Below are 22,933 nucleotides of genomic sequence, written 5' to 3'. Positions count from 1 at the left end.
GGACGCCCTGGAGGACTCACCAGCCGAAGCAGAGAACATGCGTATTCGCACCAGCCTAATGACGGCTATCCGAGACTTTATCGAGGTGCGTCAGCTCTCGCAGGCTGACGCTGCGCAGCTGTTCAACGTAACGCAACCCCGCATTTCGGAACTCCAGCGCGGGAAGATCGACCTTTTCAGCGTGGATCGATTGATCAACATGCTCGCCAGGGCGGCATGCACGTTGAGGTCAGTGTCAAACTGCAGCTTGATAAAGGTTACATGTGGTTGCGATTCCTGTAGCTTCGATTTCTTTCAGCCTAGCCTGCTCCTATGAGTGTGTCGATCCTGACCTGCCTGGTCTTGCAACAAAGATCATCCAGAACTACAGCAAGCCCAGATTGCCCAGTTGATCAGGATGATCAGTCCGGTTTCACCCTGCGCCCTGATGGCCGCGGACGAATTTGAGCGGGTCATGAACGTGCTTGCGGGCCAGAATCGACGTCGGGCGTTCTCCGATCGCTCGATAAGTGCTGCCAGGCTTGTCCTGGTCATGGGTGCCAGCGTGTCCGAAGCAGCCTTGGAGACTGGATTGACCCGGCAGGTGGTTCACAGGCTTATGGCACGCATTCGGGCGCGCCTGGAGGATTTGCCTGCTGATTGGGTCAAGGTTGAAGCCTGGCTTCCTCCTGCAGCAGCTGGTGACGTTCTGGCTTTGGCTCAATCACTCAGATCTGCTCGATCGCAATAGGAGAGGAGTGCCCTGGCTGTTTGGGCCTCGGTGCAGCTCGATCGTTGACAACCTCTGACGTGCGTTCCCTTCGCTGCGCTCAGGGCCGGGCTTTCGTGCTGCGCATCGAGCCAGGCCATGAAGCCGGCCCGTCTCGCCCCTTCGGGCTTCAATCCTCGCCGGCAAGCCGGCTCTAACGCCTCCGGCCTCTCGGCCTGCGCGCTCCGCTTGCCGTCGCTGCCTGTACTTCCCGTATCACCTGCAGGCTTTGCTGCGCACCTTTCGCCGTGCGCTTGACGGTAGATCGAGCGCGGCACCTGACAAGGGTTCGGCTGCGCCCGCGACACTCCCCCGTTCAGACTCGCTTCGCTCCCTTAGCTGCGGCCTCGCATCGCGCCCTTGTCACGCACCTATGCGCCCGATCGACCTAAGCGCATCGGCGAAAGGCACTCAGCAAAGCCGGCACAGAGGTGAGACGAAATGAACAGACAAGCAAAGCAACAGCTGATGAAGCGCTTCACAAGCGGTCAGGTCGATATCTGCAAAAAGCTGCTGAAACTGAGTCGCCAGGTACACAAGTTCAATGCCCGCGTCGAGTTCCTGGTGCTGACGTTCAAGCATGACCTGGCAGACGCCGTAGTCCGGTATGAACTTTGGGACAACGGTTTCGAAGGCCTGGGCGAACGCCAGTTCGACAACTGCTTTGAAATGGGTGACTCGGCCGAGGTGATCGCCGAGCTAATCACCACAGCGCGTCGTGAAGGCTTCGTGGAAAAAATTCAGACCTGGTGCGGCAACGAATCGTTTGCCCGCTGGTGCAGCTACGCCGACCGCCAGGGCGACCTTTTCGCCGCTTAACCCCGCTTGCGCCCGTCAGGCCGGGCGCTACACCAGGAGAAAAAATATGCGTATGTCCAGCAACTTCCGTAACCCATGCATGATACGCAGTGACGTCGCACTGAGCAACGATCAGATCGCCCATTATGTGCCTTCCATCTTCGCCGAAGAAGCGCACGACAGCAGGTCGGCACGTTATCTGTATATCCCGACCGTGCAGGTACTTGATGCGCTGCGCGCCGAAGGATTTGAACCATTCATGGCCTGTCAGACACGCGTGCGTGACCAGGGCAAACGTGAGCACACCAAGCACATGCTGCGCCTGCGCCATGCGAGCCAGATCCTGGACCAGGAAGCCAACGAAATCATCCTTCTCAACAGCCACGATGGCAGCAGCAGCTATCAGATGATTGGAGGCAAATTCCGTTTCGTGTGTGCAAACGGACTGGTACTGGGGGACGTTGCCGCTGACCAGAAAGTGCGCCATAGCGGCCGTGATGATGTGGTAAATGACGTGATCGAAGGCGCCTTCGAAGTGTTGAAGCATTTCGAACAGATCGACCACATAACCGCTGACATGAAGCATCAACAATTAGACCAGGACGAGCAAGAGGCCTTTGCATTAGCTGCCTTGGCGTATCGCTACGATCCGGCCGAAGGGCCTGCGCCAGTTAGCCCGTCGCAGTTGCTCATGCCACGCCGTCGGGAGGACCGCAGCAGCGACCTTTGGACCACCTTCAACCGAGTCCAGGAAAACACCATCAAAGGCGGTTTGACCGGACGTAACAAGCAAGGCCGACGCACTACCACGCGAGCGGTCAATGGGATTGATCAGGACGTGAAACTGAACCGGGCCTTGTGGGTGCTTGCGCAGGCTATGGGTGAGCACAGAAAAGCCGCTTAACTCAACCTAACTGGGCGTTGGCGGCGCCCAACTCTGATAAATCCACATCAACGTAAGGATGAAGATAATGAACGGCTACGTAGTCACCTGGACCATCTACACAGAATCGGTAGGCGCACATAAAGAAGCCGCCCTTGATGTAGCACAGCGTTTCTTCCAGGCACGTATCGCTGACGGCGAACCAGACAGCGCGTGTACCTTTGTTGTCACCGGTATGGATGGTCAATCGGAAAAAATCGATCTTGCTGATTATCTTTACACGGATTGAAGACGGTTGCCTTGGAACAAAAAAGCCCCTCGATGTGGGGCTTTTTTGTTGGCTGGCTTTGAGCGCTCAGGCAACCTGAGGCTTCGCCCGAGGTGCCGCACGTTTGCGCTTAGTGGTCAGGTCGGTAATTTCCCGAACACTCACGTTCAGACCAACATCAGCGAGAGCCTGTTTAACCTCCGAGACGGAGTAACCCTTGGCCGAACACAGCTCAACGATTTGTTCTTTGAGCGACTGTAGCACTTCGGCCTGGCTCATTTTGTCCTTGCTCAGGTCTGGCAGATCGGCCAGTTTTTGACGGGCGGCTTCTAGGTCTTGTTGGGTGAATGTTTTCTGCTTGGCCATAGGCTGGGTATCCTGATGTACTGATGGATTACTCTACATTAAGTTAGTGCTTTGAGCTGTGTTCTCGTTTCTTTGATCGTCTGGCATATTCAGTTACCAGCAACGCAATACGTGCAGGGGATGTTCTCACACCTATTGTTCTGAGGGCTTCTTGTATGGCCAGCAGTGAGTATCCCTTTTCTTGAGACAACGTGTGAAATCTATCCGCAAGCGCGCTCAGAAATTGACCTTTCGACATTCTGTCCTGACTGAGGTCTGGCAAAGCCGCAAGAGCTTGCCTGGCGACCTCTACCTGATCTAGCGTGATTTTTTTCTTTTTATCCACGTGTGCACCCGCATTCTGCTGATATCAATACACCGTGATGGGTCACGGGATTCAGGCTGATCAATGTCAAGCGTGAACATCACCCTACGCATCGTGCGGAGTTTGTCTACAGTCGAGCTGAATCCATGCTTTTCCAGGAAGTGCAAAATATCCGTGAGGGTAAAGTCTTCATCGTGCAGGGCCGCGTACAGTTTTTCGTGGACTGACGCTTCAGGCCCAAAGCGCTGGAACTTGTCCACCTTCAGCGAGGGGAGGCCGTCCAGAAACTCACGGGCCGCAGCCAGATCATGCTGGGTGTACAGCCTTGTCTTTGCCATGAAAATCCAGCCTCTTACGTGTCCTGCGCTTTTCAAAGGTCTGGAGAGCCTGCACGAATTTCGAGGCCCAACCAACCCCGCAGCGCTCTTGTCCGCTTTAGGGTAATATGGTATTTAAAAGGTGTAAAGACGGTTTAAGATGTTGACCGGAAATGTTTTGTACGGACGGCCCGCACGCGGTCCATCCGACAAAACCCGGATCAGGGCTCCGCCCCGACACCCCGACAGCGTCATTCAGTTAGTTAAGGTTGAGTCAGAGCATGTCGAAAAGCACAGCGCGTCAAGCAACGGTGAGGATCGAAATTCGTTGCACTGAAGAGGATGCAGCCTTGATTCGCGAAAAAGCGCTGGCTGCCGAGATATCTGTTTCAGATCTGATGCGTCGTGCTGCGCTGAATCGCAAAATCAAGACACCGACTGACAAGAAGCTAATGTCCGCGTTGCTACAGCTCGGAGGCTTGCAAAAGCATCTGTTCAACCAGATGCAGGACAGCATGACAACTGATCTGAGCAAGCAATTCTCTGACGTGTTGGTCGCCATCCGAAATGCCGTCAATGCCATCGATCTGTCCCAGACTCGCATCAAGTAGCCCATCAGCCATGAACGTCATCATCCCCCCGAAACGCGGCGATAAGGGCTCCAGCTTCAACCGGCTGGTGAGCTACATCAGCGACCGTGGGGACAAGCCCAAAGATGATGATCTAGTCAGCGCTGCGCCTCGCCAGAATGCTTCGCGCACCAAGAAAGCGATGTTCGATCGGCTTGTCGATTATGCGGATCGAAATGATGGTGACAACCGTGCTGTCGTAATCACCGACGTGTTCCCCGATGGCCGTCAGCGCTTGATCAGTGGAGGCATTTCTTGCGAGACAAACTGCTTCTCCTGGGAGACATCGGCGGCGGAAATGAACATGGTTGCCGCCCAGAGTCGTCGCTGCCAAGACCCGGTCTATCACTTCATCTTGTCGTGGCGCGAAAATGAACTGCCTACTGATGCGCAGATATTCGAATGCGCCGAACACTGCATTCGTCAGCTGGGCATGGAAGGGCATCAGTACGTCACAGCTATTCACCAAGACACCGACAATACGCACTGTCATGTGGCGGTGAACCGAGTCAATCCCATTACTTACAAAGCCGCCGCCCTGTGGAATGATGCTGACACGTTGCAGAAAAGCTGCCGCGTTCTCGAACGCAAATACGGATTCATTCAGGACAACGGGAGTTGGCAGTGGGGTGTCAACGACCAATTGGTCCGTGCGCCTTTTCGGTATGGCAGTGCTCCGCAAGGGACTGTGCCATTGCAGGTCTATTCCAACACCGAGAGTCTCTATCATTACGCCGTGCGTGAGGTGCGCGAAAAACTATCTGAACTCATCAAATCGCGAGAGATTACCTGGCGTAAAATCCATCTGGCCCTGCATGAACGTGGCTTGGGATTGAAGGAGCAAGGTGAAGGATTGGTGATCTATGATTTCCTGCGACCCGAGGGGCCTGTGGTCAAGGCTTCTTCGGTTCATCCGACGCTGACCAAGTTTCGATTGGAAGCCCACATAGGTGCGTTTGAAGGGCCCCCCACCTTCGAACATGAAGAGTGGAGCTATGGTATTTTTTCCTCTTACCAGCCTGAATTTGAACTCCGAGATAAAGACGTGCGTTTCGATCGCCGGCAGGCGAGAGCTGAGGCTCGGCTTGACTTAAAAATGCGTTACAAACGCTATCGTGATGGATGGGAAAAACCTGATCTTCATGTCAAGGATCGATACCAGCAAGTGGCTGCTCGCTACCAGGCAATGAAGGCGGACGTCAAACGCTCTCAGCACGATCCATTGCTTCGCAAGTTGCTGTATCGAGTTGCCGAGTTCGACCGGATGAAAGCCATGGCTGAGTTGCGCATCGAGCTTCGTGACGAGCGGCAAGCGCTTGCCGAAAATGGCTTGCTTCGTCCGCTTGCATATCGTCCCTGGGTCGAGCAGCAAGCTCTTAGAGGAGACGTTGCGGCTGTCAGTCAACTGCGTGGTTTTGTATATCGAGAAAAGCGTAAGGGGCGCACTCCAGACGGTGGTTTTGATCGTCTGATCCAATGCGGTCAGGCAGATGACTCTGCTGTCTATCACCTGCGCTCTTACACGTCACATTTGCATCGCGACGGCACTGTCGAATATCTGCGCGATGGCAGGGCGGGTGTGATCGACCGTGGCGATTTCGTCCACGTAAAACCGGGGTTCAATGACGACGATGAGTTGGACAATTATCGGCTGGCCGCCAACCTGGTATCCACGAAAAGCGGTGACGCTGTGAGGATCATTGGTGATGACCAGTTCGTTGACCAGGTGCTTGATGCGGGGTGTGGCGTCAACCATCGCGGAAGTCAGTATGTGTTCCAGGTGACCGATCCAGACCAGATGGCGCGCTATGACGTGATCGAGAAGGATCACCGTCAGTATTACGGATACGATGAGCCGGAGGTGAGTACCCATTCCCCAGCTCGGCATGACCCGGTGGAGGACGTCCCCGATGATGATTACCAGCCTCCAAGGCCGTTCGTTGGTTGAGGCGAGCCATCAGAAATGGCCAGGATGTTACCGCTGATGCAGAATTGACCCACGTGCCGACTTGGCGTCGCCCCATAAGTATTCAGCCCAAAGTCAGACCTGCTAACGCTTTACGGAGTAGAAGCTTGGGTCAGCGAAATTTCGGCAGCTGGGTCAATTCTGCATCAGCGGCAACATCTTCGGCTTTATCGTCCAAAAAACCCTACTTTTTTGAACGATAAACATGCTTTCGCAAAGTCACTGGATCAAGTACGAACCCAATTAAGATCTACATCAACCTCAATGCCCGCGATGCGACCTTTGTTACTGTGCTGCCAAATTGACCAGCTTTTACCTGCTACCTCCCATGAAGCTGGAACTTTAGGTTCACTGACATCCCAATTAGCGATCCACAGAGGGTATTCACTAAATGCATATTTTTCTCCTAAAATATGATTCATCCAGAAGTTATTGTCGCAATATATAAATGGTTTTTTGCTCTTTAGTATTTTTTCGTTATCCAATAAAGTTAGCAGTTTATGAAGGTTATCAGCCATTTCGTCCGGGGTAGCTTTTTCGTTACCCTCGAGCTCCGCATCGATTGCAAAAAACTCAGTAGATGCATCGAAGCCGGCAGCAGTAAGTGTACTAACTATGTTATCTCGTTGTGCTTCCGGCGAGCTACTGAGCGCACGAAAGTAATGATATGCCCCCGTTTTAATTCCGACGGCTCTTGCGTCAGTACGATACGTAGTGTATTTATTGTCCTGTACGGTAGCGCCTTCTGTTGTCTTTATAAAGGCATACTCAATGCCAGCCTCAAAAACTTTTTTAAAATCAATATCACCTTGAAAATGCGATAGATCAATACCTTTCTTAATTGTGCTCATGAATCTCTCCTGTTTCTCGTGTCTGAGAATTTTAGAACTATTTATAATTGGCGGACTAGGCGGAATATATGTGTTTTGTCAAAGCTTAGGAAGGCTTTATTTATTAAAAACCCAGTTGCTGCCCCTTTGTAAACCAATGCTCCCAAAGCATTGCTGGGACGAAAACCGAATAAATCTGCAATTCCTTAAACGGCAGCCCAAGCTATGAGTGACTGCTTTTCTACTGTTGGTTCAACGTTATCTACTGCGCGTTGGAATTTTCGGTGCGGCAAGTGCAGCACAGGTCTTCTTCGGATTTTTCCATTGGGAATCTCATGCAAGGTGCGTACGGGCAAAACTCGCCACCAGCGGCTCGGCTCTAGTGTACTGTTTGCGAAATTATTTACCCATGACCTACAAACTAAGTTATTGATAAAATTTGAATTTTCCGTTCGTCAGTAGCTGGTTTTTTCGAAAACAGTACACTAGCAGCCTGCGTGGCAGGTGCATGAAAAGGCGAAAGTTCATCGTCATTTTCCTTTAGATAGAGTGAAGACTGCCGCCAGGCGGTGGCAGGCCAACGGCAGGGGCAGGTAGGAAGTAGGCTTGCTCGGCGTGACTCCATTCGAGGTAGCTTTCAACCCTCCCAAAACGGGGGGTAGGGAGCAATGAAATGAAAACCAACGTTAGGCATGGTTAGAGTTTGCTAATCCCCTCAGATTGCGGGGATTAGCGAACTTTGATTTTCTGAACGAGTTTATGGCACCGCTTTTCAGGGTGATATCACCTACCGTGGCGCTCGCTGAAGCGGTATTATCGTATTGGCCAGGCTGCATTAGGCGTTACGGACAGGCACTGGGCTTAAGTGCACTTTCTGTTACGTTGTTCCCCAAGCCCCGACAATAAAATATTAGACGTCAGCCCAGCGAAGCTTCAGGTAGTCGACCACCTGCTGAGTCTGTGAGGCCCGCAGAAAAATATGTCGAAATAACATGCACCCGGAAACCTCAGTCAGAGAATCATTCAGGTCAAGCTGACGGGTAATTTCAGGCACGCCCCCCTCGACAGTCCAGTCGGGCTCGGTTTCTGATGCCGTTCCCACTTTATACAGAGCCATACCAATATATAATGCTGTGCCGGTTCCGCTGACCGTATCCGCCCACCACTGTGTGATGGCATCATAACGGGCAACCTCACGGGCAAACGGCCAGTAGACCTGCGGGGCGATATAATCAATGATGCCGTCAATGACCCATTTCCGTGTGTCTGCATACGCGAAATCGTAATTAGACGCACCGGCCTGCGTATCGGACCCCAGCGGGTCGTCAGATTTATTCCGCCAGACGCCTGCCGGGCTGACGCCAAACAAGACATCTGCTTTTACGGCGGCTATTTTCTTATGGCATGTATCAACCAGCGAATAAGTGTTATTCCGCCGCCAGTCGGCCTTCGTGGTAAAGTTAGTGTTGTATTTCTGGTAGGTGGCATCATCCTGCAGCAGCGAGCTTGCAGTTTCATTATAAAAATAATCATCGAATTGAATGGCATCAACATCGTATTTAGTGACAATTTCTTCAACAATACTACTAACCCACGTCTGAACTTCAGGTATGCCGGGGTTGAGAACAAAGCGGTTCGCTGCGGTTCCCGTCCATTCAGGATGCGTTTTAAACACACTGGCCGGGGAGTCAGATGATGAGTTGTTCAGCTCTTCGATTGTGGCGTCGCTGGCGTTCATTGATAGGCGGTACGGGTTCACCCATGCGTGCAGCTCAATATTGCGTGCATGCGCCTGCTCGATAGCATAAGCCAGTGGGTCAAAGCCGGGATTCTTCCCGAGCGTACCCGTCAGATACTTCGACCATGGAAGCAGGTCTGATGCGTAGAATGCATCTGCGCAGGGAACAACCTGGAATATGATGGCATTCATTTTCATTGCCACAATCTCATCAAGAATGCCGGTCAATTCTTCTTTCTGTTTACTGACACGTGCAGCCTCATCAGTGATGGCCACAGATGAGACTGACGGCCAGTCAAGATTCGTAACTGTCGCGACCCAAGTCGCCTTGAGGTTTTTGTTCGCAGTTGCCATTGCGGTATCTCCTTTGTAAAGGGTTCTGAGTGAACGAAGAACGCCTGCTCTCACAGGCGTTCTTCAGGCATCGTATGGGAGCGGCCTGTCAGCTCAGTTGCACGTCTTTCATCGCAGGAATATAACCGTAGTCATATTCTTCCTGCACGAACGAGCGATCCCCTTTCAAGAGGATTCTCACCGTCGGCGCTTCGGTCCCGCCGATACGATAATCCTCGCCTTCGGTGGGCACGCTGTCGATGAACGAAGTCACCAGACCGTTCGGCATGACGCAGTGCGAATACGTCTGGAAAGGCTGCTCGGGCGGATTGCCGAGCACCAGGCCGGAAGCGTTCATTGGCCGGTACGGACCGAACAAATGTTCGCCGACAAAACCGTAGACACCGTCTGGCCCTGTAAGACCTTCGGCATACGTAAACTTGTGACTGATGGTGAACAAGTAATACTTGCCGTCTTGAAAGACATAGTGCGGGCGCTCGGTCTGATCGTTCACGCCGACGGCCGTCACCAATGGCGGAAGTATTTCCCACTCTTCGCCACTGAGATCTTTTGCAACCGCCAGACCGATACAACCCACTTGGAATCTGGCACCCCCCACGTCTTCATGACCCGGCGGCACAGGGCCAAGTTCGGCAGCCCCTACTGTGTGCGAGCCGCGTTCACCGGCGACATTGCCTTCAAACACCATGTACAACTTGCCGTCATTAGGATCAATGAACGGACTGGGATCGCGAAAGTTCCAGCTCGAGTTCTGCGCTTCGGTTTGATAATACGTTCCGTCGGCCTCGAACAGTTTTTTGACCTGGGTAAAGTCTTTCAACTCCACGCCCTGATCGGACGTCACAATACGGCCACGTACTTTGGCGATCGCTGCGCCGGGTGTGACGCAGGTGTAATAAAGATCAATATCGCCTTTGTCATTCAACAGTATGGGTGTGCCCGCCCACTTTCGAGTGGTGGGCGATACCCCCTCGGCCATTACACGACCACCAAAGATCCAGTCCTTGCCGGTACGCGAGTACCAGTAGCACATGCGTGCGCGGCCATGACGATCTTCCCAGTCACGCTTGATGTCATAACGGCCATTGGCGTCGAGGTATTGCGGATCATTGGGGTGACGGTCAGCCGTCAGGGTCAGGATAACCGACCAGCCGTTGACCGAAACCACCGTGCCATCCAGCTCGCGCAGCGGCATGGTATCCCAGATGAATACCGTATCACTCATGACCGGAAAGTCCGCACTGACCAGTGGCTGCGTGGTGGTCGGGTCATTTTCATTGACCTTCAGCGCATCGGCGCGGGACCAGACAGTGGGTTCGTAGTTGATGTTACCTGCTAGGGAGACGCTGATTTATTCTAAAACCCAGCTGTTGCCCCCAGATAAATCAAGGCCTCCAGAGCGTTGCAGGGACGAAAAATCGAATAAATCAGCGCCTCCCTAGAGGACTATTTTTGAGCTGGCTTACAGCAGAGCTGCTAGTGGACATAATTGATACCTTTAAATAGCTTTGAGAGGCAGCAGCGACGCTGCTGTACCTCTGTCGCTCAAAGGCGATGACTCAAGGCTCACGGCCTTCACATGATTCAACGTCCCGCAGCGGGAGCACTTGATCTGGAGTTCGGTGTAGTCACCGATGCGAGCCAGCAGCTTCTTGCACTGCCCGCATCGGTAGTCTTTCAACATTTGCATTGGTCTCCTTGTGCTTCGCCCAATAAAAAACCCCGCCTGGGCGGGGTTTGGGGGATCGCAATTTACCGGTTGGCGCTGTTTAAAAGCCCGTGTCCGGCGGCTGCCCTGAGGCGCAAATCGCATATCGTGGAACCTTTTTACCCCCCTCCGGAAAGGCTGGAAAGGGGCAGTTTCGGAGTAGGTCGAGTTTGGCCGGAGTTCAACACGAGTTCGACCGCAGTTGCGCAATTGATCCGGATAAACGGTACGTGTAGCGGCTTGCAATCGAAAACAGCTGGCTCACATTAATTGCGACTATCAGTAGCCGCTGGCTCGGATTATGTGCCACTCAGCTCATGGTATTTGCGACCAGTGTCGGTTTCTGAAATAAATGCGACATCTGATTGGCGAAGGCCTCAATCGGCTGTTTTAAATTTTCGAAATAGCTGCGACGGCTGAGGGCAATTAATGCGACTGTTTAGGGAAGACAGACGTTGAGCGAGTCCGGCTAACCGAACGTGCACTCGTCATCTGGCGTCTCAATCCACACCAGTGTCTCGTCGAACGTTATCGGTGGACTGTAGAAGTTGCCTTGCACCATTGTGCACCCCAGACTCGTCAGCATATTCCGCTCGTCCTGCGTCTCGACACCCTCGATCACGCAGTCCAACGACATGTCCAGGCTCAGGGCTACCAGCGACTTGACGATCTTGTAACTGGTCGGATTGTCATGCACGCCCGTCACAAAACTGCGAGCAATCTTCAGTTTGGTCAGCGCTAGGGCGTGCAACTGACTGAGACTGGAGTAACCGGTGCCAAAATCGTCAAGGGAGATACCGCAACCTAGCTGGCGAAACTGGGCAATCGCCTGTTGAACCTGCCCGATGTCCTGCATGACGGCCGTTTCAGTGATTTCCAGATCAAGTCGTGAGGCGTCAAAACCACTGTTCTCTATTATCTCGACAATTCTCTTGACGCTTTCCCAGGTCGCGCAGTCATGGGCCGACAAATTGAACGACAGCCTGATCGGCGACGGCCAGGACAATGCTCGCTGTAGTGCCTGCGTCAACAAAGGGGCGGTCAGCTCGTTGATCATGCCGATCCGCTCGGCAATCGGAATGAAATGCGCAGGCGATACCGCGCCGAGTTCTGGACTGTTCCAGCGTGCCAGCGCCTCGAAAGCCACTGTTTCGCGTGTGCAGCTTTCAATGATCGGCTGAAACAAGACGTGAAACTCCGTCTCCAGGTTCGCCCGACGCAATGCCTGCTCGGTTACGCCATCGGCATTAAGTTGTTCACGGTGACTGGCCGAAAACAGGCAAGTGGACCCGGGGTTGTGATTCTTCCCTTGATAAAGGGCATAATCTGCGTATTCATACAGTTGGGCGGCATTGTCGGCGGTAGCCGGAAACGTCGCGAAACCCAAGGTCGCGCCGATCTGGATCGGTATTTCCGAGAGTTCAAAACTTTCATGCATCAACGTGCAAAGGTGCTTGCCGAACATCAGTAACGCCTCGTTACTGATGTCGCCCTTGATTACCAGCGCGAATTCGTCACCGCCCAGCCTAGACACGTGCACGGTATCGCTCGCAGCAGTTGTCAGCCGTTCAGCGACCAGCATCAGCAGCCGGTCACCGACACTATGGCCATACAGGTCGTTGACAGGCTTGAACCCGTCCAGATCCAGCACACCCACCGCTAGCCCGCTCCGCTGTAGCAGTGCCTCGTTCATCGCCGTATCCAGTGTCTGGAAAAAATGCCGACGATTAGGTAGGCCGGTCAGGCTGTCCCGATTGGCCAACAACAGGTTCGCGTTGCTCAGTTGTTCAGTCTTGAACTGGGCGTTCACTAGGCTGGTGAAGTCGCGGTACTGATGGCGAAGAATGATCAGCATGCCGATTGATACCAGCACGATACTTGCCGCCGTGGCGATAAACGTGATGTTGTGTGTTGAGGCGAAGAAAATAACGAACGCTGTGTTGACGATCACTGCGGTAATCAAGGCGGCAGATTGCAAATGCATCATGCAGAAAATGCACACAATCACGGTGATACCCATGAAAAACGCCACTTGCGCCTGGGTATAGGCATCGCCATAGGGGTACATCGACAAAGACCATGCCGCAAATGCGGCGGAGATGATACCCACCAGCCTATTGGTGCCGCGCAGTGTCGCCAGAATCTTACTTGAAACTGGCGGCGTCTTGTTTACCGTAAGCAGCCATTTGCGCGCGCGAATGCCGCACCCGATGGTGAGGACTGTCGGTACCAGCAACGTCAGCCACATCGGGGCAGTTGCCCAATGGGTAAAGGCAAGCGCCCAAGTGTTGACCAACAGCACGAAGTACATCAGCGGCAGTTGTCGGGACAATGCGATGTATTGAGCTTGCAGCAGCCGAGGATTATCGGAGGGCACGGACATCAGGGTGCGCAAGGCACCCAGTAGTTTTTTCAGCATCGCAAGGCTTCTCTGTCACTACAGTCAAAGCGCATGTGGCTTGCTGCTCAGGATGCGAGCCGGGTTGTAACCTGCTCACCTGTAATGTTCTCGGCAGCGGTAATTAATTCTTTACGGTAAAACAAGACTGAGCACTGGCGCGCTATGACGTGATCGAGAAGGATCACCTTCCAGACGAAACCACCATTCTCAACTTCCGTCGTCTGCTGGAAAAGCACGAGTTGGCGACCGGAATTCTCGGCGTAATTAATGGTTATCTGGGCGACCGTGGGTTGTCGTTGCGTCAAGGCACCCTCGTCGATGCCACGCTGATTCACGCGCCCAGTTCGACCAAGAACAAAGATGGCAAACGCGACCCTGAGATGCATCAAACCAAGAAAGGTAACCAGTACTATTTCGGCGCCAAGGCTCACATCGGCGCCGACGACGAGTCAGGCCTGGTGCACAGCGTGGTAGTAACAGCGGCCAATGTGGCAGACGTCACGCAGGTTGCCAAACTGCTGCACGGCGAGGAAAACGTAGTCTGCGCCGACGCAGGTTACACCGGGGTTGAGAAGCGCGAAGAACATGCTGGGCGCAAGGTCATTTGGCAGATTGCCGCCCGCCGCAGCACTTACAAAAAGCACGGAAAACGCAGTGTTTTGTACAAGGCGATCCGCAAAATCGAGAAGGCCAAGGCCCAGGTTCGCGCCAAGGTCGAGCATCCGTTTCGGGTAATCAAACGCCAGTTTGGCTATGAAAAAGTGCGCTTTCGGGGCTTGGCCAAGAACACCGCGCAGATAGTGACGTTGTTCGCCCTGTCAAACTTGTGGATGGCCCGCCGACATTTGTTGGCGAGCGCAGGAGAGGGTGCGCGTGTAATGCAGGAAATGGTTACCGCAAAAGGCTTTGCAGCGGCCGAAAGAGCTGAAAAGCGAAGATAATTGAGCAAATTTCGACATGCATCGTTTTTTGAAAAGTGCTGAAGACTCGGTAGCCGGAAAACATCCGGCTACTTCAGACCTTCCTAAGGTTTAGGACGTGCTTGGAGCGCTCGGCCTCTAAGCTCCATGCTGGATGACAGTGCGCTCCTGACACGTATCCACTGAATCTAGCCAGCTGCCATTCGTCGGTAAAAGTCGCAATTGGATCCTATGTTCTTTAGCCTTATTGTCAGACAACAGGACAAAAACATTATGCTCAGCTTCTCACGACCTCAATCCCTAGGGAGGCGCTGATTTATTCGATTTTTCGTCCCTGCAACGCTCTGGAGGCCTTGATTTATCTGGGGGCAACAGCTGGGTTTTAGAATAAATCAGCGTCTCCCTAGTTGAAGGTGTCGTTTCAACGATACGCAAAGAAATAGCGAGTGGGGGGCTCCCAGCAGACTCGAAGATGCCAACAGAACATGAGCTGGCTGATCAGCTCGGTGTCAGCCGCTCGGTCGTGCGCGAGGCCATCTCACAACTGAAAGCCGATGGCGTGCTAGTTGTAGCGGCCTGCAATCGAAATGGCCCGGACCTGCAATCATCGCGTTTTTCGACCAGGATTGATTGCATCTATCCGAGCCAGCAAACCGGGATTATTTGCGAATGAACCTGCGTTCATCTGGTTCGACCTGCAATCGATTGTCATGAACCGGAATTATTTGCGAGTGATCGCTCGCCGCTTATGACTCATTTGAGCACACCCTTGTGAGACGTATGGCCGAGACGCTTTTTGCGTCTCAATAGGGCGGTTTTTAATTTTTGATACAGTACGTTCACAAATTCTAGAGTCTAAAGAGACAAACTTGACGATGGCACCTTACGGAGGTAAGAGGTTGGAGCTTCCAACAGCAGCGCTACCGGGCTACCGGACTGAATCGTGTGATCGCAGTACAGGGTGCGGAGCAATGAAACAGAAAGTGCACTAAGCCGAGTGCATCCGCGTAAACCCCGCTAAAATCATCGGTTTTCAGTCGCATTTAATCCTGGTCGGCCGCTCTCGATTGCAGGTCGAAGTGGGTGGATGCAGGTTCGTTTGCAGTCAATGCTGGTTCGCGGTGCCGGATAGACGCAATTAATCCCGGTCGAAAAACGCGATGATTGCAGGTCCGGGCCATTTCGATTGCAGGTCGTTACACCTAAGTAGTACCCTGATGCGGCGGCGAAGCTGGTGTGCAAGGCACCCATATGGAGAAGAAGTCAAAGCCCGTCATGCGGGCGACAACGACGTTGGCGAGCGCTACCAAGATTGACGTGGCCAAACCGCACAACGCGATGCCAAAGCTTTCGAGTAAGCCCTTCATTTTTTATTGATCCCTCACACTTCCCACGGATTGATGACGGATACACCGACCGCCTCATAGGGTGCAGTGTCGCGTGACGCCACGATGAAACCTCGCGATGCCGCAATCGCTGCGATGTAGGCGTCAGGTGTCGGGAATCCTCGACCGCAGGTTTTTGCCGTCACGGCCAGATCGGCATAGCGCCGTGCTGCATCGATATCGAATGGCAGCACCCGATCCCTGAACAGCCCCATTAGACCGTCAAGGGCCTGCGCCAGCATATCCTTGCGCTTGCCGGCCGGGAGCGCCCCGATGCCAAACAGCAGCTCGGCCAGCGTCACGCTGGACAGGTATAGCGTTTCGGCGGCTTGATCGTTCAGCCAGGCCCGCACGGCCAAGTGGGACTCGGGCTTCATCGCCTCGGAAACGACGTTGGTATCGAGGACGATCATTCAAACCTCAGCGGCTCGGCCGGCGTCTTGTCTCGCACTTGGTTGAAGACCTCGAAATCTTCGTTCGTCAGGCCGATCTTGCGACCCAATGCCGCCAAGGCTTCACCTAGGCGAACGCGCGTCTCCGGCTTGACTGCGATCGCCAGAATCTCGCGGACTTCGGCCTCGGTGCTGTGCCCGTGTTGGGCGGCCCGCACTCGTAGCGCGCGGTGTACATCGTCGGGCAAGTTCCGTACTGTCAGCATTGCCATAACATCACCTCATGAAATTGCATTCAATGAAGTCATTTTATGTGTTTGAATGCATTTTCGCAAGAAGCCACGCGATTTCGGAAAACAGCCTCTAAGGCTGTTCGTTGGTTGAGGCGAGCCATCCGAAATGGCCAGGACCTACATTTGAAAATGTACGAACGTGTCTTGAGAGGGGGACTTCACCTGAATCGCACGCCGCCGCATATGGCATGCATGTTGTCATGCTTTGTAAGCAGCTGAATCGGATTTGACAGCCAAGCTTGCATCTTCGCGAAAGCCAATGTTAGATTGATGACGTGGTGGTTTTTATGAAATGGATTTAACGGGTCGCATAAAGGATTAAGTCATGGCCACTGAAAAGAATAGCTTTCTACAACTGTTGGAGCAAAACACCTCTCGGATGAGCCCCACTGGTAAGCGTATTGCTAGCTACCTGTTGGGTAACCCGGAGCGACTTCCGTTTGAGTCCGCCGATAGCATTGCGAAGCAGACCTCCACCAGTGGTGTTTCTGTTGGTCGTTTTTTTCGATCCTTGGGTTACCGGAACATCGATGATGTTAAAAAGAGTCTGAGCGGTGAACCGTCGGCGTCGTGGCTCATAACTGACCGTGTCAGCGCCTTTCGTGCCGAAAGCATTAAGGCCGACGCACTTGACCGTTCTTTGAATCGCGAGATTGAAGCTCTCCGTCATGCTTACGGGCTAGCCCGCAGCACTACCTTTACCGATATCGTGAAGCGCATCCATGAAGCTGATGCGGTATTCATCGTCGGAATTCAGTCCACTCGCGGGACTCTCACAACGTTTCATAGCCACCTGGAATACATCCGGCCCAAGGTCTATTACGTCGATGGCCTGTCTGGGACATACGCGGAATCCCTAAACTCCGGGTTCGAAAATCCCTATGCGATTATTTCGGATTGCCGGGCCTATTCGAGAATGACCCGCACCTTCTGCAAAGTGGCGGTAGACAACAACCTGCCACTGGCGCTGATCACAGATCTGCAATGCCCCTGGGCCAGGGATTATCCGCTTGACCTGCTTCAACTGAAAACCGATGTGGGGCAGTTTTGGGACTCCACAGCACCACTGGCTTGCCTTTTGAATCTCATCGTATCCGCCGTCGCGGAGAAATACGGTGATCGCCTCGATGAGCGCTCGGCCAGGAACCGTCAACTGCAAAAAGCTTTCGGTCAGTTCGAAGACTAATGCTATGACACCATCGACTCCCATCTTGAGTGTATGCGTGAACAACAGTCCCCTTGTAGAGATTGATGCCCAACATTATCAGGTCCAAATCGACCTGATATACGCTGGTGCTGCCAACCTGACCGGCAGAGCGATCTATCGGAGAGCGCATTGCCGGTTACACCGTGATGCAGGCAAAAGTTTGATCAAGGCAAGTCGGCTCGCCCGTCAGGCCGGTTTCATCCTGCGCATCTGTGACGCTTATCGGCCGCCCTATGCCCAGCAAATATTGTGGAGCGCACTACCCAATAAAGACTATGTGCGCGACCCACAATCTGGCTCCCACCATAGCCGCGGAGTGGCGCTAGATTTGACCCTTATAGGCACTGAGGGGGAGCCGCTGGACATGGGTACTGCTTTTGACACGATGGAAGAGAAGTCACACCATTTTTACGCCGACTTGCCAGTAGATGTGCAACGCCATCGTCTGATGCTGTTGGGAATCATGCTCGCCGCTGGTTTCCAGGCAATTGCTACTGAGTGGTGGCATTACGAGCTACCAAATGCCGACGATTACCCCTTGCTTGATGACGAATAAGTCGCGTTTTTAGACGGAGATTACGTCAGTACTAGAGACGGGGGTGTGCTGTAAAAAGGATATAACCACTCGCTAGGGAGGCGCTGCAAAAATAGCCAACTGTCCCCACCCTTGGCACACTAAGTTCCTTCAACAGCCTCCCTCTCCGTGAGCGTTACGCGCGTGCAGAAGACCTTCTCCGAACTCGAATATACCGGCAAGAAAAAGCAGACTCGCCGAGATCGCTTCCTGGCTGACCTTGAACAGTTGGTGCCCTGGGCCCTGCTGGAGGCGCAAGTGGCGCCGTTTTATAGCAACACCGCAGGCAAGCGCGGACGCCCTGCGATAGGGGTGTCGCGCATGTTGCGCATGTACGTCGTGCAGCAGTGTTTCGGTTTCTCCGATGAAGGTTGCGAAGATGCCGTCTACGACAGCCAGGCCATCCGCGGTTTTATGGGTATCGACCTGGGTCGCGAGTCTGCACCGGATGCCACCACCTTGCTGCGTTTTCGCCGCTTGCTGGAAGTCCATCAGCTAACCCGGCTGCTGTTTGAAACGATTAACCAGCATCTGGCCAGCCGGGGGCTGCTGCTCAAGGAAGGCACTATCGTCGACGCTACTCTGATCGCCGCGCCGCCCTCGGTCAAGAACCGAGAAGGCAAGCGTGATCCTGAGATGCATCAGGCCAGGAAAGGCAATCAATGGCACTTTGGGATGAAGGCCCACATTGGTGTAGACGCCACGTCGGGGCTGGTGCACAGCGTAGTAGGGACGGCCGCTAACGTGGCGGATGTCACCCAGGTTGGCCAGTTGCTTCACGGTGACGAAACCTATGTTTCGGGTGACGCTGGATACACCGGTGCGGCCAAGCGACCGGAGCATGCTGAACGGGACGTTATCTGGTCGATTGCAGAACGGCCAAGCAGTTACAAGCAGCACGGCGAAGGCAGCGTGCTGTATCGGGTCAAGCGCAAAATTGAATATGCCAAGGCGCAACTGCGTGCCAAGGTCGAGCACCCCTTCCAGGTAATCAAGGTGCGCTTCAATCATCGCAAGGTTCGCTACCGTGGGCTGGAAAAGAATACAGCGCAGTTGTTCAGTTTGTTTGGGTTGGCCAATCTGATGCTGGCCAAGCGGTATTTACAACAGACGGCAGGATAAATCCGTCTGAAAGGCGGGACTGGCCCGCCTTTCAGCAAAATGAGGGCAGAAATCTGCTCGAGAAACGTAAAATAAGGCCGGCAGGTTGAAAAAAACCGGCTTGGAAATGGGGACGGTGCGAACGGGTTAATTGTTCAGCGTCTCCCTAGTGTACTGTTTTCGAAAAAACCATCTGCTGAATAACGGAAAATTCAAATTTTATCAATGACTTAGGTTGCAGGTCATGGGTAAATTATTTCGCAAACAGTACACTAGGTGATAGCGCTCTATACATTGAATGATCAAGGAAACATGGATGAACTCATTGAGCAGTGTTACCAGAAAATCCGCCTCTGGCACCAGCAAATTGCTGCTGACCGTTTTTTGCAGCGCCTTGAGTCTAGGCGCCTGGGACGCCTCAACGGCGTCTGTACCTAAAGACACTCTGGTCATTGGCAAACCAGCTGATCCGCAGACTCTCGACCCAGCCGTGACCTTTGATAACAATGACTGGACCATTACCTACCCATCATATCAACGGTTGGTCGGATACAAGGTTGAGGGCGGCAAAAGCAGTACTGACGTGGAGGGTGATCTGGCGGAGAGCTGGACTGTCTCGCCTGATAACCTCGTTTGGGAGTTTAAGATAAAACCTGGCAACAAATTCGATGACGGTGCCATAGTTGATGCCGCCGCCGTGAAGTTTTCCTTTGATCGTTTGATGACTCTCAAGCAAGGGCCTTCCGGTGCGCTTCCAGAGGACATGGTGGTTACGGTCATCGATCCGCAGACCATTCGCTTCACTCTGAAAAAGCCCTTCGCGCCGTTTCTGTTTACCCTGGCTCACAACGGTGCTTCGATCATCAACCCTGATGTGATCCATAAGAGTTCGGATGTAAACGCCTGGCTGTCAAACCACACCGCCGGCTCTGGCCCCTTCCGCTTGAGCACCTGGCAGAAAGGGCAGTCGCTGACCATGGAGCCGAACACCAATTACGCTGGCCCAAAGCCTAGTCTTAAAACCGTGGTCATCAAAATCATAGGCGAGCCTTCCGTCCGCCGCTTGCAGTTAGAACGCGGCGATCTGGACATCGTGGAAGACATGCCCGAGGACCAGCTCGCTGCACTCGGCCGCAAACCAGGAGTGGTCGTCAAGGAGTTCCCGTCACTGCGGGTGACTTACCTCTACCTGAACAATAAGAAGGGTCCGCTTACCAGCGTTGATGCACGGCGCGCGATCACGGAAGCTGTGGACTACCACGGTATTGTCAAAGGCATCCTGAAGGACAAGGCCAAGCTTATGAACGGGCCGATCCCGCAAGGTATGTGGGCTTATGACAGCTCGCTGCCGGCAATGAACCAGAACATCGCAGCAGCCAAGGACAGCCTCGCCAAAGCACCACAGAAAATCACTACCCTCAGCTACATGTATTCTGACAAGGACCCTAATTGGGAGCCGATCGGACTGACTCTGCAGGCGGCACTGGCACCACTAGGCATCAATCTCAAGTTGGAAAAACTTGCCAACGCTACTCTGCGTGAGCGCGTGGGCCAGGCGGCCTATGATATTGCGGCGGGAACTTGGAGTCCGGACTTTGCTGATCCGTACATGTTCATGAACTTCTGGTTTGACTCCAAGATGCAGGGCCTTCAGGGCAACCGCTCTTTTTACAGCAACCCGGAAGTTGACACGCTGATCCACGAAGCGGCGGCCACCAGCGACACAGAGAAGCGCGTCGAGCTTTACCAGGCTGCCCAAAAAATGGTGCTCAAGGATAGTGTGTATGCCTACCTCTATCAGAAGAACTACACCGTGCCGATGCGTGATTCAGTCAAGGGGTACGTGTTCAACCCTATGCTCGAACAGGTATTCAACTTGGGAAGCATTACCAAGTAGACCCGTTCCTCACGCTAGTCCTGAACCCCTCCGGGTTTCGCGGAGGCTAGAGCGGCTTGTGATTTTTGATGCCCGCATTATCGAGGTGCTCAATGGCGTTTTCGACTTTTTTGCGCAAGCACCTGTTCATGCATAGGAATTTCAAAATGCCTATGCATCAAGCTGACGCTTGGAAGGAGGCGTCATGCCTTCATAGCGATGTGTAGGAAGACGCTGATGCGTTACTTATGCAGTGAAAATCCCTATAAATCAGCGTTAATGCAGGTTATTTCACCGCGAAGCCTAGGTGCGGACGCACCTTCCCCCTGTCAGGGCTTCACGTACCTCATCTGCGCGATCGCCTGAGCGTTGAGGACCAGTCCCTGTACCGTCAGCCCGCTGATTGCCGCCGTGTATACCATCCGCGCGCCACACAGCACGCAACGGAACGGATCGACGTTTAGAAAGGCTTTGGCCATCTGCACAAAATACAGCTTCGGTGTCGGTCCTGGCGTCGCCATCTTCAATGCTTCATACACCTTCGGCAGGTATTTCCCACACACCCGATTGGCCAGAAAACCAAAATACCGGATCATCCGGAAATGCTTTTCCGGGATGTGCTGCACCACCCGGCGCAGCATGTCGGCCTGGCTCAGCGTTTCCTGCTGATAGGTCTGTGTGCGGTGATCCAGGTAGGTGAAGCTCAACGTGGCCCCGTTGGTGTAATGCGCCAGACGACTGCCCGAGATCGGCGGTTTTTTCAGGTAGCGGCCCAGGTAATTGACGGTCTTTCGGCCGTTTTCCGTCTTCTTCGACAAGTGGATGTGCCAGTGCTGGCCGCCAGCGGTCAGTATCAGACGGTGCCAGTCGTTTTCACAGTGGATGTGGGCCAGCGGCGGCGGCATCGTCAGTTGCGAAAGCGGCTGTCCCAGCAGGTAATCGCGCACCAGCCACATCCAGCGCCGCCGCAGGGCCTCTTTGTGGAACGACAGATTTTTCCAGACGCCCTGCTCATCCAGGCCGCCCGCGGTCACCGACAGGTGGACGTGGGGATGCCAGTTGAGCCGCCGTCCATAGGTGTGCAGCGCCCCGAAAATCCCGACGCGCAAACCGCGCCGCTTGGCGGTGTAGATCAGGTTATCGGCCGCCAGACGAAACAGCGCATCAAGCAGCCAGCGGTTGTAGAAGAACAGGGACCACAGCGTGTCGGGCAGCGTGAACACCAGATGCTGCCAGGGGCAGTCGGGCAGACGGTTGTTTTGCACGGCGATCCACTGGTCGGTGGCCTTTTTGCCGCAGGAAGGACAGGCCCGGCAATGGCAGGTGTTGCACAGGTATTTGACGTGCGGGCAGCTGTCGTTGCCGCAGGTGTAGTGTTTGACGCCCAGTATCGAGGTGCCGCAGGCGAGCATTTTGCTGATCGACTCCACTTCGATTTGGCGCAGACCGCCGGCCTCCAGCAAATCTGCCCAGCAGCCGTTGGCCGTGAAGAGGTTTTTGAGCGGTCGAGGTTTGTAAGCAGGCGGTGCAGAGGCCACGTCAGCAGGGCGGCTCCTCATCGTGGTGAATGACGGCGGTGATGGCGAATCCGCCTGGCCCTTCTCTCATCGAAACGCTTACGCAAGAAGCGTCGGGAAACATGTCGTTCAGATACGTTGTCTGGCAGCAACTACAAAGATCGACATCACCCAAAGGATCGATATCGAAGAAAAAGTCGGTATCGGGAACGAAGGTGGTATGCCCGGCGCGTTGGAGACGGGTCTGCTTTGCCTTGGCTTTTGCCCGGCTCGCCCGTTTACGTTTTTTGGTCTCTGACGCCATGTGTAAGCCTGTGCTGAGGAGGGATCGACTCGATTTCGGCTATGATAACCGATT

General features: G+C 53.8%; 21 protein-coding genes and 3 pseudogenes. 13 read left to right on the top strand and 11 right to left on the bottom strand.

Annotated elements, in window-relative coordinates; all coding sequences use genetic code 11:
- The 5 genes and pseudogenes from BLT55_RS28325 to BLT55_RS28300 all read left to right on the top strand — a co-directional run.
- Positions 1–316, top strand: a 316-nt coding sequence (locus BLT55_RS28325) for a helix-turn-helix domain-containing protein (protein ID WP_139206478.1), incomplete at its 5' end; no start/stop codon positions are given.
- Positions 288–730: pseudogene (locus BLT55_RS28320) on the top strand (TrfB-related DNA-binding protein). The gene BLT55_RS28325 and the pseudogene BLT55_RS28320, both read left to right, overlap by 29 nt.
- A gap of 459 nt (positions 731–1,189) precedes the next feature.
- Positions 1,190–1,567: a hypothetical protein gene (locus BLT55_RS28310; RefSeq protein WP_054999353.1), complete on the top strand. Its 378-nt coding sequence runs from the start codon at positions 1,190–1,192 to the stop codon at positions 1,565–1,567.
- Between the two features lie 46 nt (positions 1,568–1,613).
- Positions 1,614–2,450 (top strand): DUF932 domain-containing protein, encoded by an 837-nt coding sequence (locus BLT55_RS28305; protein WP_074801695.1) that lies wholly within the window; start codon positions 1,614–1,616, stop codon positions 2,448–2,450.
- Between the two features lie 67 nt (positions 2,451–2,517).
- A complete protein-coding gene (locus BLT55_RS28300) occupies positions 2,518–2,718 on the top strand; it encodes a hypothetical protein (protein WP_004666908.1) in 201 nt (66 codons plus the stop codon).
- A 66-nt stretch (positions 2,719–2,784) separates the two neighbouring features.
- On the opposite strand, the gene BLT55_RS28295 is transcribed toward BLT55_RS28300, so the two are convergent.
- Positions 2,785–3,063: a mobilization protein gene (locus BLT55_RS28295; protein ID WP_004661031.1), complete on the bottom strand. Its 279-nt coding sequence runs from the start codon at positions 3,061–3,063 to the stop codon at positions 2,785–2,787.
- Between the two features lie 297 nt (positions 3,064–3,360).
- Positions 3,361–3,705 (bottom strand): hypothetical protein, encoded by a 345-nt coding sequence (locus tag BLT55_RS28285; RefSeq protein ID WP_020325439.1) that lies wholly within the window; start codon positions 3,703–3,705, stop codon positions 3,361–3,363.
- A 260-nt stretch (positions 3,706–3,965) separates the two neighbouring features.
- Here BLT55_RS28285 and mobA point away from each other — a divergent pair, with 260 nt between their 5' ends.
- Together mobA and traI are read left to right on the top strand one after the other, a co-directional pair.
- Positions 3,966–4,295 carry a plasmid mobilization protein MobA gene (gene mobA / locus BLT55_RS28280; RefSeq protein ID WP_020304521.1) on the top strand — a complete coding sequence of 110 codons (330 nt, stop codon included), beginning with the start codon at positions 3,966–3,968 and terminating at the stop codon, positions 4,293–4,295.
- 10 nt (positions 4,296–4,305) lie between these two features.
- Positions 4,306–6,261 carry a TraI/MobA(P) family conjugative relaxase gene (gene traI / locus BLT55_RS28275; RefSeq protein WP_074801693.1) on the top strand — a complete coding sequence of 652 codons (1,956 nt, stop codon included), beginning with the start codon at positions 4,306–4,308 and terminating at the stop codon, positions 6,259–6,261.
- A gap of 245 nt (positions 6,262–6,506) precedes the next feature.
- Here the strand turns inward: traI and BLT55_RS28270 are convergent, their stop codons facing one another.
- The 5 genes from BLT55_RS28270 to BLT55_RS28245 form a co-directional block, all read right to left on the bottom strand.
- Positions 6,507–7,130, bottom strand: coding sequence for a glycoside hydrolase family 25 protein (locus BLT55_RS28270; RefSeq protein ID WP_003381763.1), 624 nt, complete (start codon positions 7,128–7,130; stop codon positions 6,507–6,509).
- A gap of 889 nt (positions 7,131–8,019) precedes the next feature.
- A complete protein-coding gene (locus tag BLT55_RS28265; RefSeq protein ID WP_020308038.1) occupies positions 8,020–9,201 on the bottom strand; it encodes a glycoside hydrolase family 10-like protein in 1,182 nt (393 codons plus the stop codon).
- 88 nt (positions 9,202–9,289) lie between these two features.
- Complete coding sequence (locus tag BLT55_RS28260) at positions 9,290–10,552, bottom strand: glycoside hydrolase family 68 protein (protein WP_054998925.1); 1,263 nt, start codon at positions 10,550–10,552, stop codon at positions 9,290–9,292.
- A gap of 147 nt (positions 10,553–10,699) precedes the next feature.
- The gene (locus BLT55_RS28255) at positions 10,700–10,891 is read right to left on the bottom strand and encodes a Com family DNA-binding transcriptional regulator (RefSeq protein ID WP_020308033.1); all 192 of its coding nucleotides are present in this window, start codon (positions 10,889–10,891) and stop codon (positions 10,700–10,702) included.
- A gap of 487 nt (positions 10,892–11,378) precedes the next feature.
- Positions 11,379–13,328 carry a putative bifunctional diguanylate cyclase/phosphodiesterase gene (locus BLT55_RS28245; RefSeq protein ID WP_054998926.1) on the bottom strand — a complete coding sequence of 650 codons (1,950 nt, stop codon included), beginning with the start codon at positions 13,326–13,328 and terminating at the stop codon, positions 11,379–11,381.
- Between the two features lie 167 nt (positions 13,329–13,495).
- Between BLT55_RS28245 and BLT55_RS28240 the strand changes: the two are divergent.
- Both BLT55_RS28240 and BLT55_RS33765 read left to right on the top strand, forming a co-directional pair.
- Positions 13,496–14,176: pseudogene (locus tag BLT55_RS28240) on the top strand (IS5-like element ISPsy2 family transposase); the annotation flags it as partial.
- A 445-nt stretch (positions 14,177–14,621) separates the two neighbouring features.
- Positions 14,622–14,801: pseudogene (locus BLT55_RS33765) on the top strand (FadR/GntR family transcriptional regulator); the annotation flags it as partial.
- 810 nt (positions 14,802–15,611) lie between these two features.
- On the opposite strand, the gene BLT55_RS28225 reads toward BLT55_RS33765, so the two are convergent.
- Together BLT55_RS28225 and BLT55_RS28220 are read right to left on the bottom strand one after the other, a co-directional pair.
- On the bottom strand, positions 15,612–16,028 hold the full coding sequence (locus tag BLT55_RS28225; RefSeq protein ID WP_055001255.1) for a type II toxin-antitoxin system VapC family toxin: 417 nt from the start codon (positions 16,026–16,028) through the stop codon (positions 15,612–15,614).
- On the bottom strand, positions 16,025–16,279 hold the full coding sequence (locus BLT55_RS28220) for a FitA-like ribbon-helix-helix domain-containing protein (RefSeq protein ID WP_002556039.1): 255 nt from the start codon (positions 16,277–16,279) through the stop codon (positions 16,025–16,027). Before BLT55_RS28220 ends, BLT55_RS28225 begins: the two co-directional genes overlap by 4 nt.
- A 346-nt stretch (positions 16,280–16,625) precedes the next feature.
- Here BLT55_RS28220 and BLT55_RS28215 point away from each other — a divergent pair, with 346 nt between their 5' ends.
- From BLT55_RS28215 to BLT55_RS28200, 4 genes are all read left to right on the top strand, one after another.
- Positions 16,626–17,486, top strand: coding sequence for a MurR/RpiR family transcriptional regulator (locus BLT55_RS28215; RefSeq protein WP_004668209.1), 861 nt, complete (start codon positions 16,626–16,628; stop codon positions 17,484–17,486).
- A 37-nt stretch (positions 17,487–17,523) separates the two neighbouring features.
- Positions 17,524–18,063, top strand: coding sequence for a D-alanyl-D-alanine dipeptidase (gene ddpX, locus BLT55_RS28210; RefSeq protein WP_055001256.1), 540 nt, complete (start codon positions 17,524–17,526; stop codon positions 18,061–18,063).
- Positions 18,064–18,225: 162 nt separating this feature from the next.
- Entirely contained in the window at positions 18,226–19,203 is a 978-nt protein-coding gene (locus BLT55_RS28205; protein ID WP_007247761.1) for an IS5 family transposase, read from the top strand.
- 295 nt (positions 19,204–19,498) lie between these two features.
- Positions 19,499–21,079: an ABC transporter substrate-binding protein gene (locus BLT55_RS28200; RefSeq protein ID WP_004642346.1), complete on the top strand. Its 1,581-nt coding sequence runs from the start codon at positions 19,499–19,501 to the stop codon at positions 21,077–21,079.
- Positions 21,080–21,387: 308 nt separating this feature from the next.
- Here BLT55_RS28200 and BLT55_RS28190 read toward each other — a convergent pair whose 3' ends face one another.
- Together BLT55_RS28190 and BLT55_RS28185 are read right to left on the bottom strand one after the other, a co-directional pair.
- Positions 21,388–22,617: an IS91 family transposase gene (locus BLT55_RS28190; RefSeq protein WP_074801690.1), complete on the bottom strand. Its 1,230-nt coding sequence runs from the start codon at positions 22,615–22,617 to the stop codon at positions 21,388–21,390.
- Positions 22,598–22,879, bottom strand: a complete 282-nt coding sequence (locus BLT55_RS28185; protein ID WP_057424767.1) for a hypothetical protein — start codon at positions 22,877–22,879, stop codon at positions 22,598–22,600. The genes BLT55_RS28190 and BLT55_RS28185 overlap by 20 nt, the downstream gene beginning before the upstream one ends.
- Between the last annotated feature and the right edge of the window lie 54 nt (positions 22,880–22,933).

It is taken from the genome of Pseudomonas cannabina, from assembly GCF_900100365.1.
GTDB classification, from domain to species: Bacteria; Pseudomonadota; Gammaproteobacteria; order Pseudomonadales; family Pseudomonadaceae; genus Aquipseudomonas; species Aquipseudomonas cannabina.
The sequence above is the reverse complement of the archived record's forward strand: the minus strand, read 5'-3'. Positions and strand labels throughout refer to the sequence as shown.

What these genes read in the sequence shown, in the direction of transcription:
- BLT55_RS28310 (WP_054999353.1), top strand. Translation starts at nt 1,190, where the DNA reads ATGAACAGACAAGCAAAGCAACAGCTGATGAAGCGCTTCACAAGCGGT.
- BLT55_RS28305 (WP_074801695.1), top strand. Translation starts at nt 1,614, where the DNA reads ATGCGTATGTCCAGCAACTTCCGTAACCCATGCATGATACGCAGTGAC.
- BLT55_RS28300 (WP_004666908.1), top strand. Translation starts at nt 2,518, where the DNA reads ATGAACGGCTACGTAGTCACCTGGACCATCTACACAGAATCGGTAGGC.
- BLT55_RS28295 (WP_004661031.1), bottom strand. Translation starts at nt 3,063, where the DNA reads ATGGCCAAGCAGAAAACATTCACCCAACAAGACCTAGAAGCCGCCCGT.
- BLT55_RS28285 (WP_020325439.1), bottom strand. Translation starts at nt 3,705, where the DNA reads ATGGCAAAGACAAGGCTGTACACCCAGCATGATCTGGCTGCGGCCCGT.
- mobA (WP_020304521.1), top strand. Translation starts at nt 3,966, where the DNA reads ATGTCGAAAAGCACAGCGCGTCAAGCAACGGTGAGGATCGAAATTCGT.
- traI (WP_074801693.1), top strand. Translation starts at nt 4,306, where the DNA reads ATGAACGTCATCATCCCCCCGAAACGCGGCGATAAGGGCTCCAGCTTC.
- BLT55_RS28270 (WP_003381763.1), bottom strand. Translation starts at nt 7,130, where the DNA reads ATGAGCACAATTAAGAAAGGTATTGATCTATCGCATTTTCAAGGTGAT.
- BLT55_RS28265 (WP_020308038.1), bottom strand. Translation starts at nt 9,201, where the DNA reads ATGGCAACTGCGAACAAAAACCTCAAGGCGACTTGGGTCGCGACAGTT.
- BLT55_RS28255 (WP_020308033.1), bottom strand. Translation starts at nt 10,891, where the DNA reads ATGCAAATGTTGAAAGACTACCGATGCGGGCAGTGCAAGAAGCTGCTG.
- BLT55_RS28245 (WP_054998926.1), bottom strand. Translation starts at nt 13,328, where the DNA reads ATGCTGAAAAAACTACTGGGTGCCTTGCGCACCCTGATGTCCGTGCCC.
- BLT55_RS28225 (WP_055001255.1), bottom strand. Translation starts at nt 16,028, where the DNA reads ATGATCGTCCTCGATACCAACGTCGTTTCCGAGGCGATGAAGCCCGAG.
- BLT55_RS28220 (WP_002556039.1), bottom strand. Translation starts at nt 16,279, where the DNA reads ATGGCAATGCTGACAGTACGGAACTTGCCCGACGATGTACACCGCGCG.
- BLT55_RS28215 (WP_004668209.1), top strand. Translation starts at nt 16,626, where the DNA reads ATGGCCACTGAAAAGAATAGCTTTCTACAACTGTTGGAGCAAAACACC.
- BLT55_RS28200 (WP_004642346.1), top strand. Translation starts at nt 19,499, where the DNA reads ATGAACTCATTGAGCAGTGTTACCAGAAAATCCGCCTCTGGCACCAGC.
- BLT55_RS28190 (WP_074801690.1), bottom strand. Translation starts at nt 22,617, where the DNA reads ATGAGGAGCCGCCCTGCTGACGTGGCCTCTGCACCGCCTGCTTACAAA.
- BLT55_RS28185 (WP_057424767.1), bottom strand. Translation starts at nt 22,879, where the DNA reads ATGGCGTCAGAGACCAAAAAACGTAAACGGGCGAGCCGGGCAAAAGCC.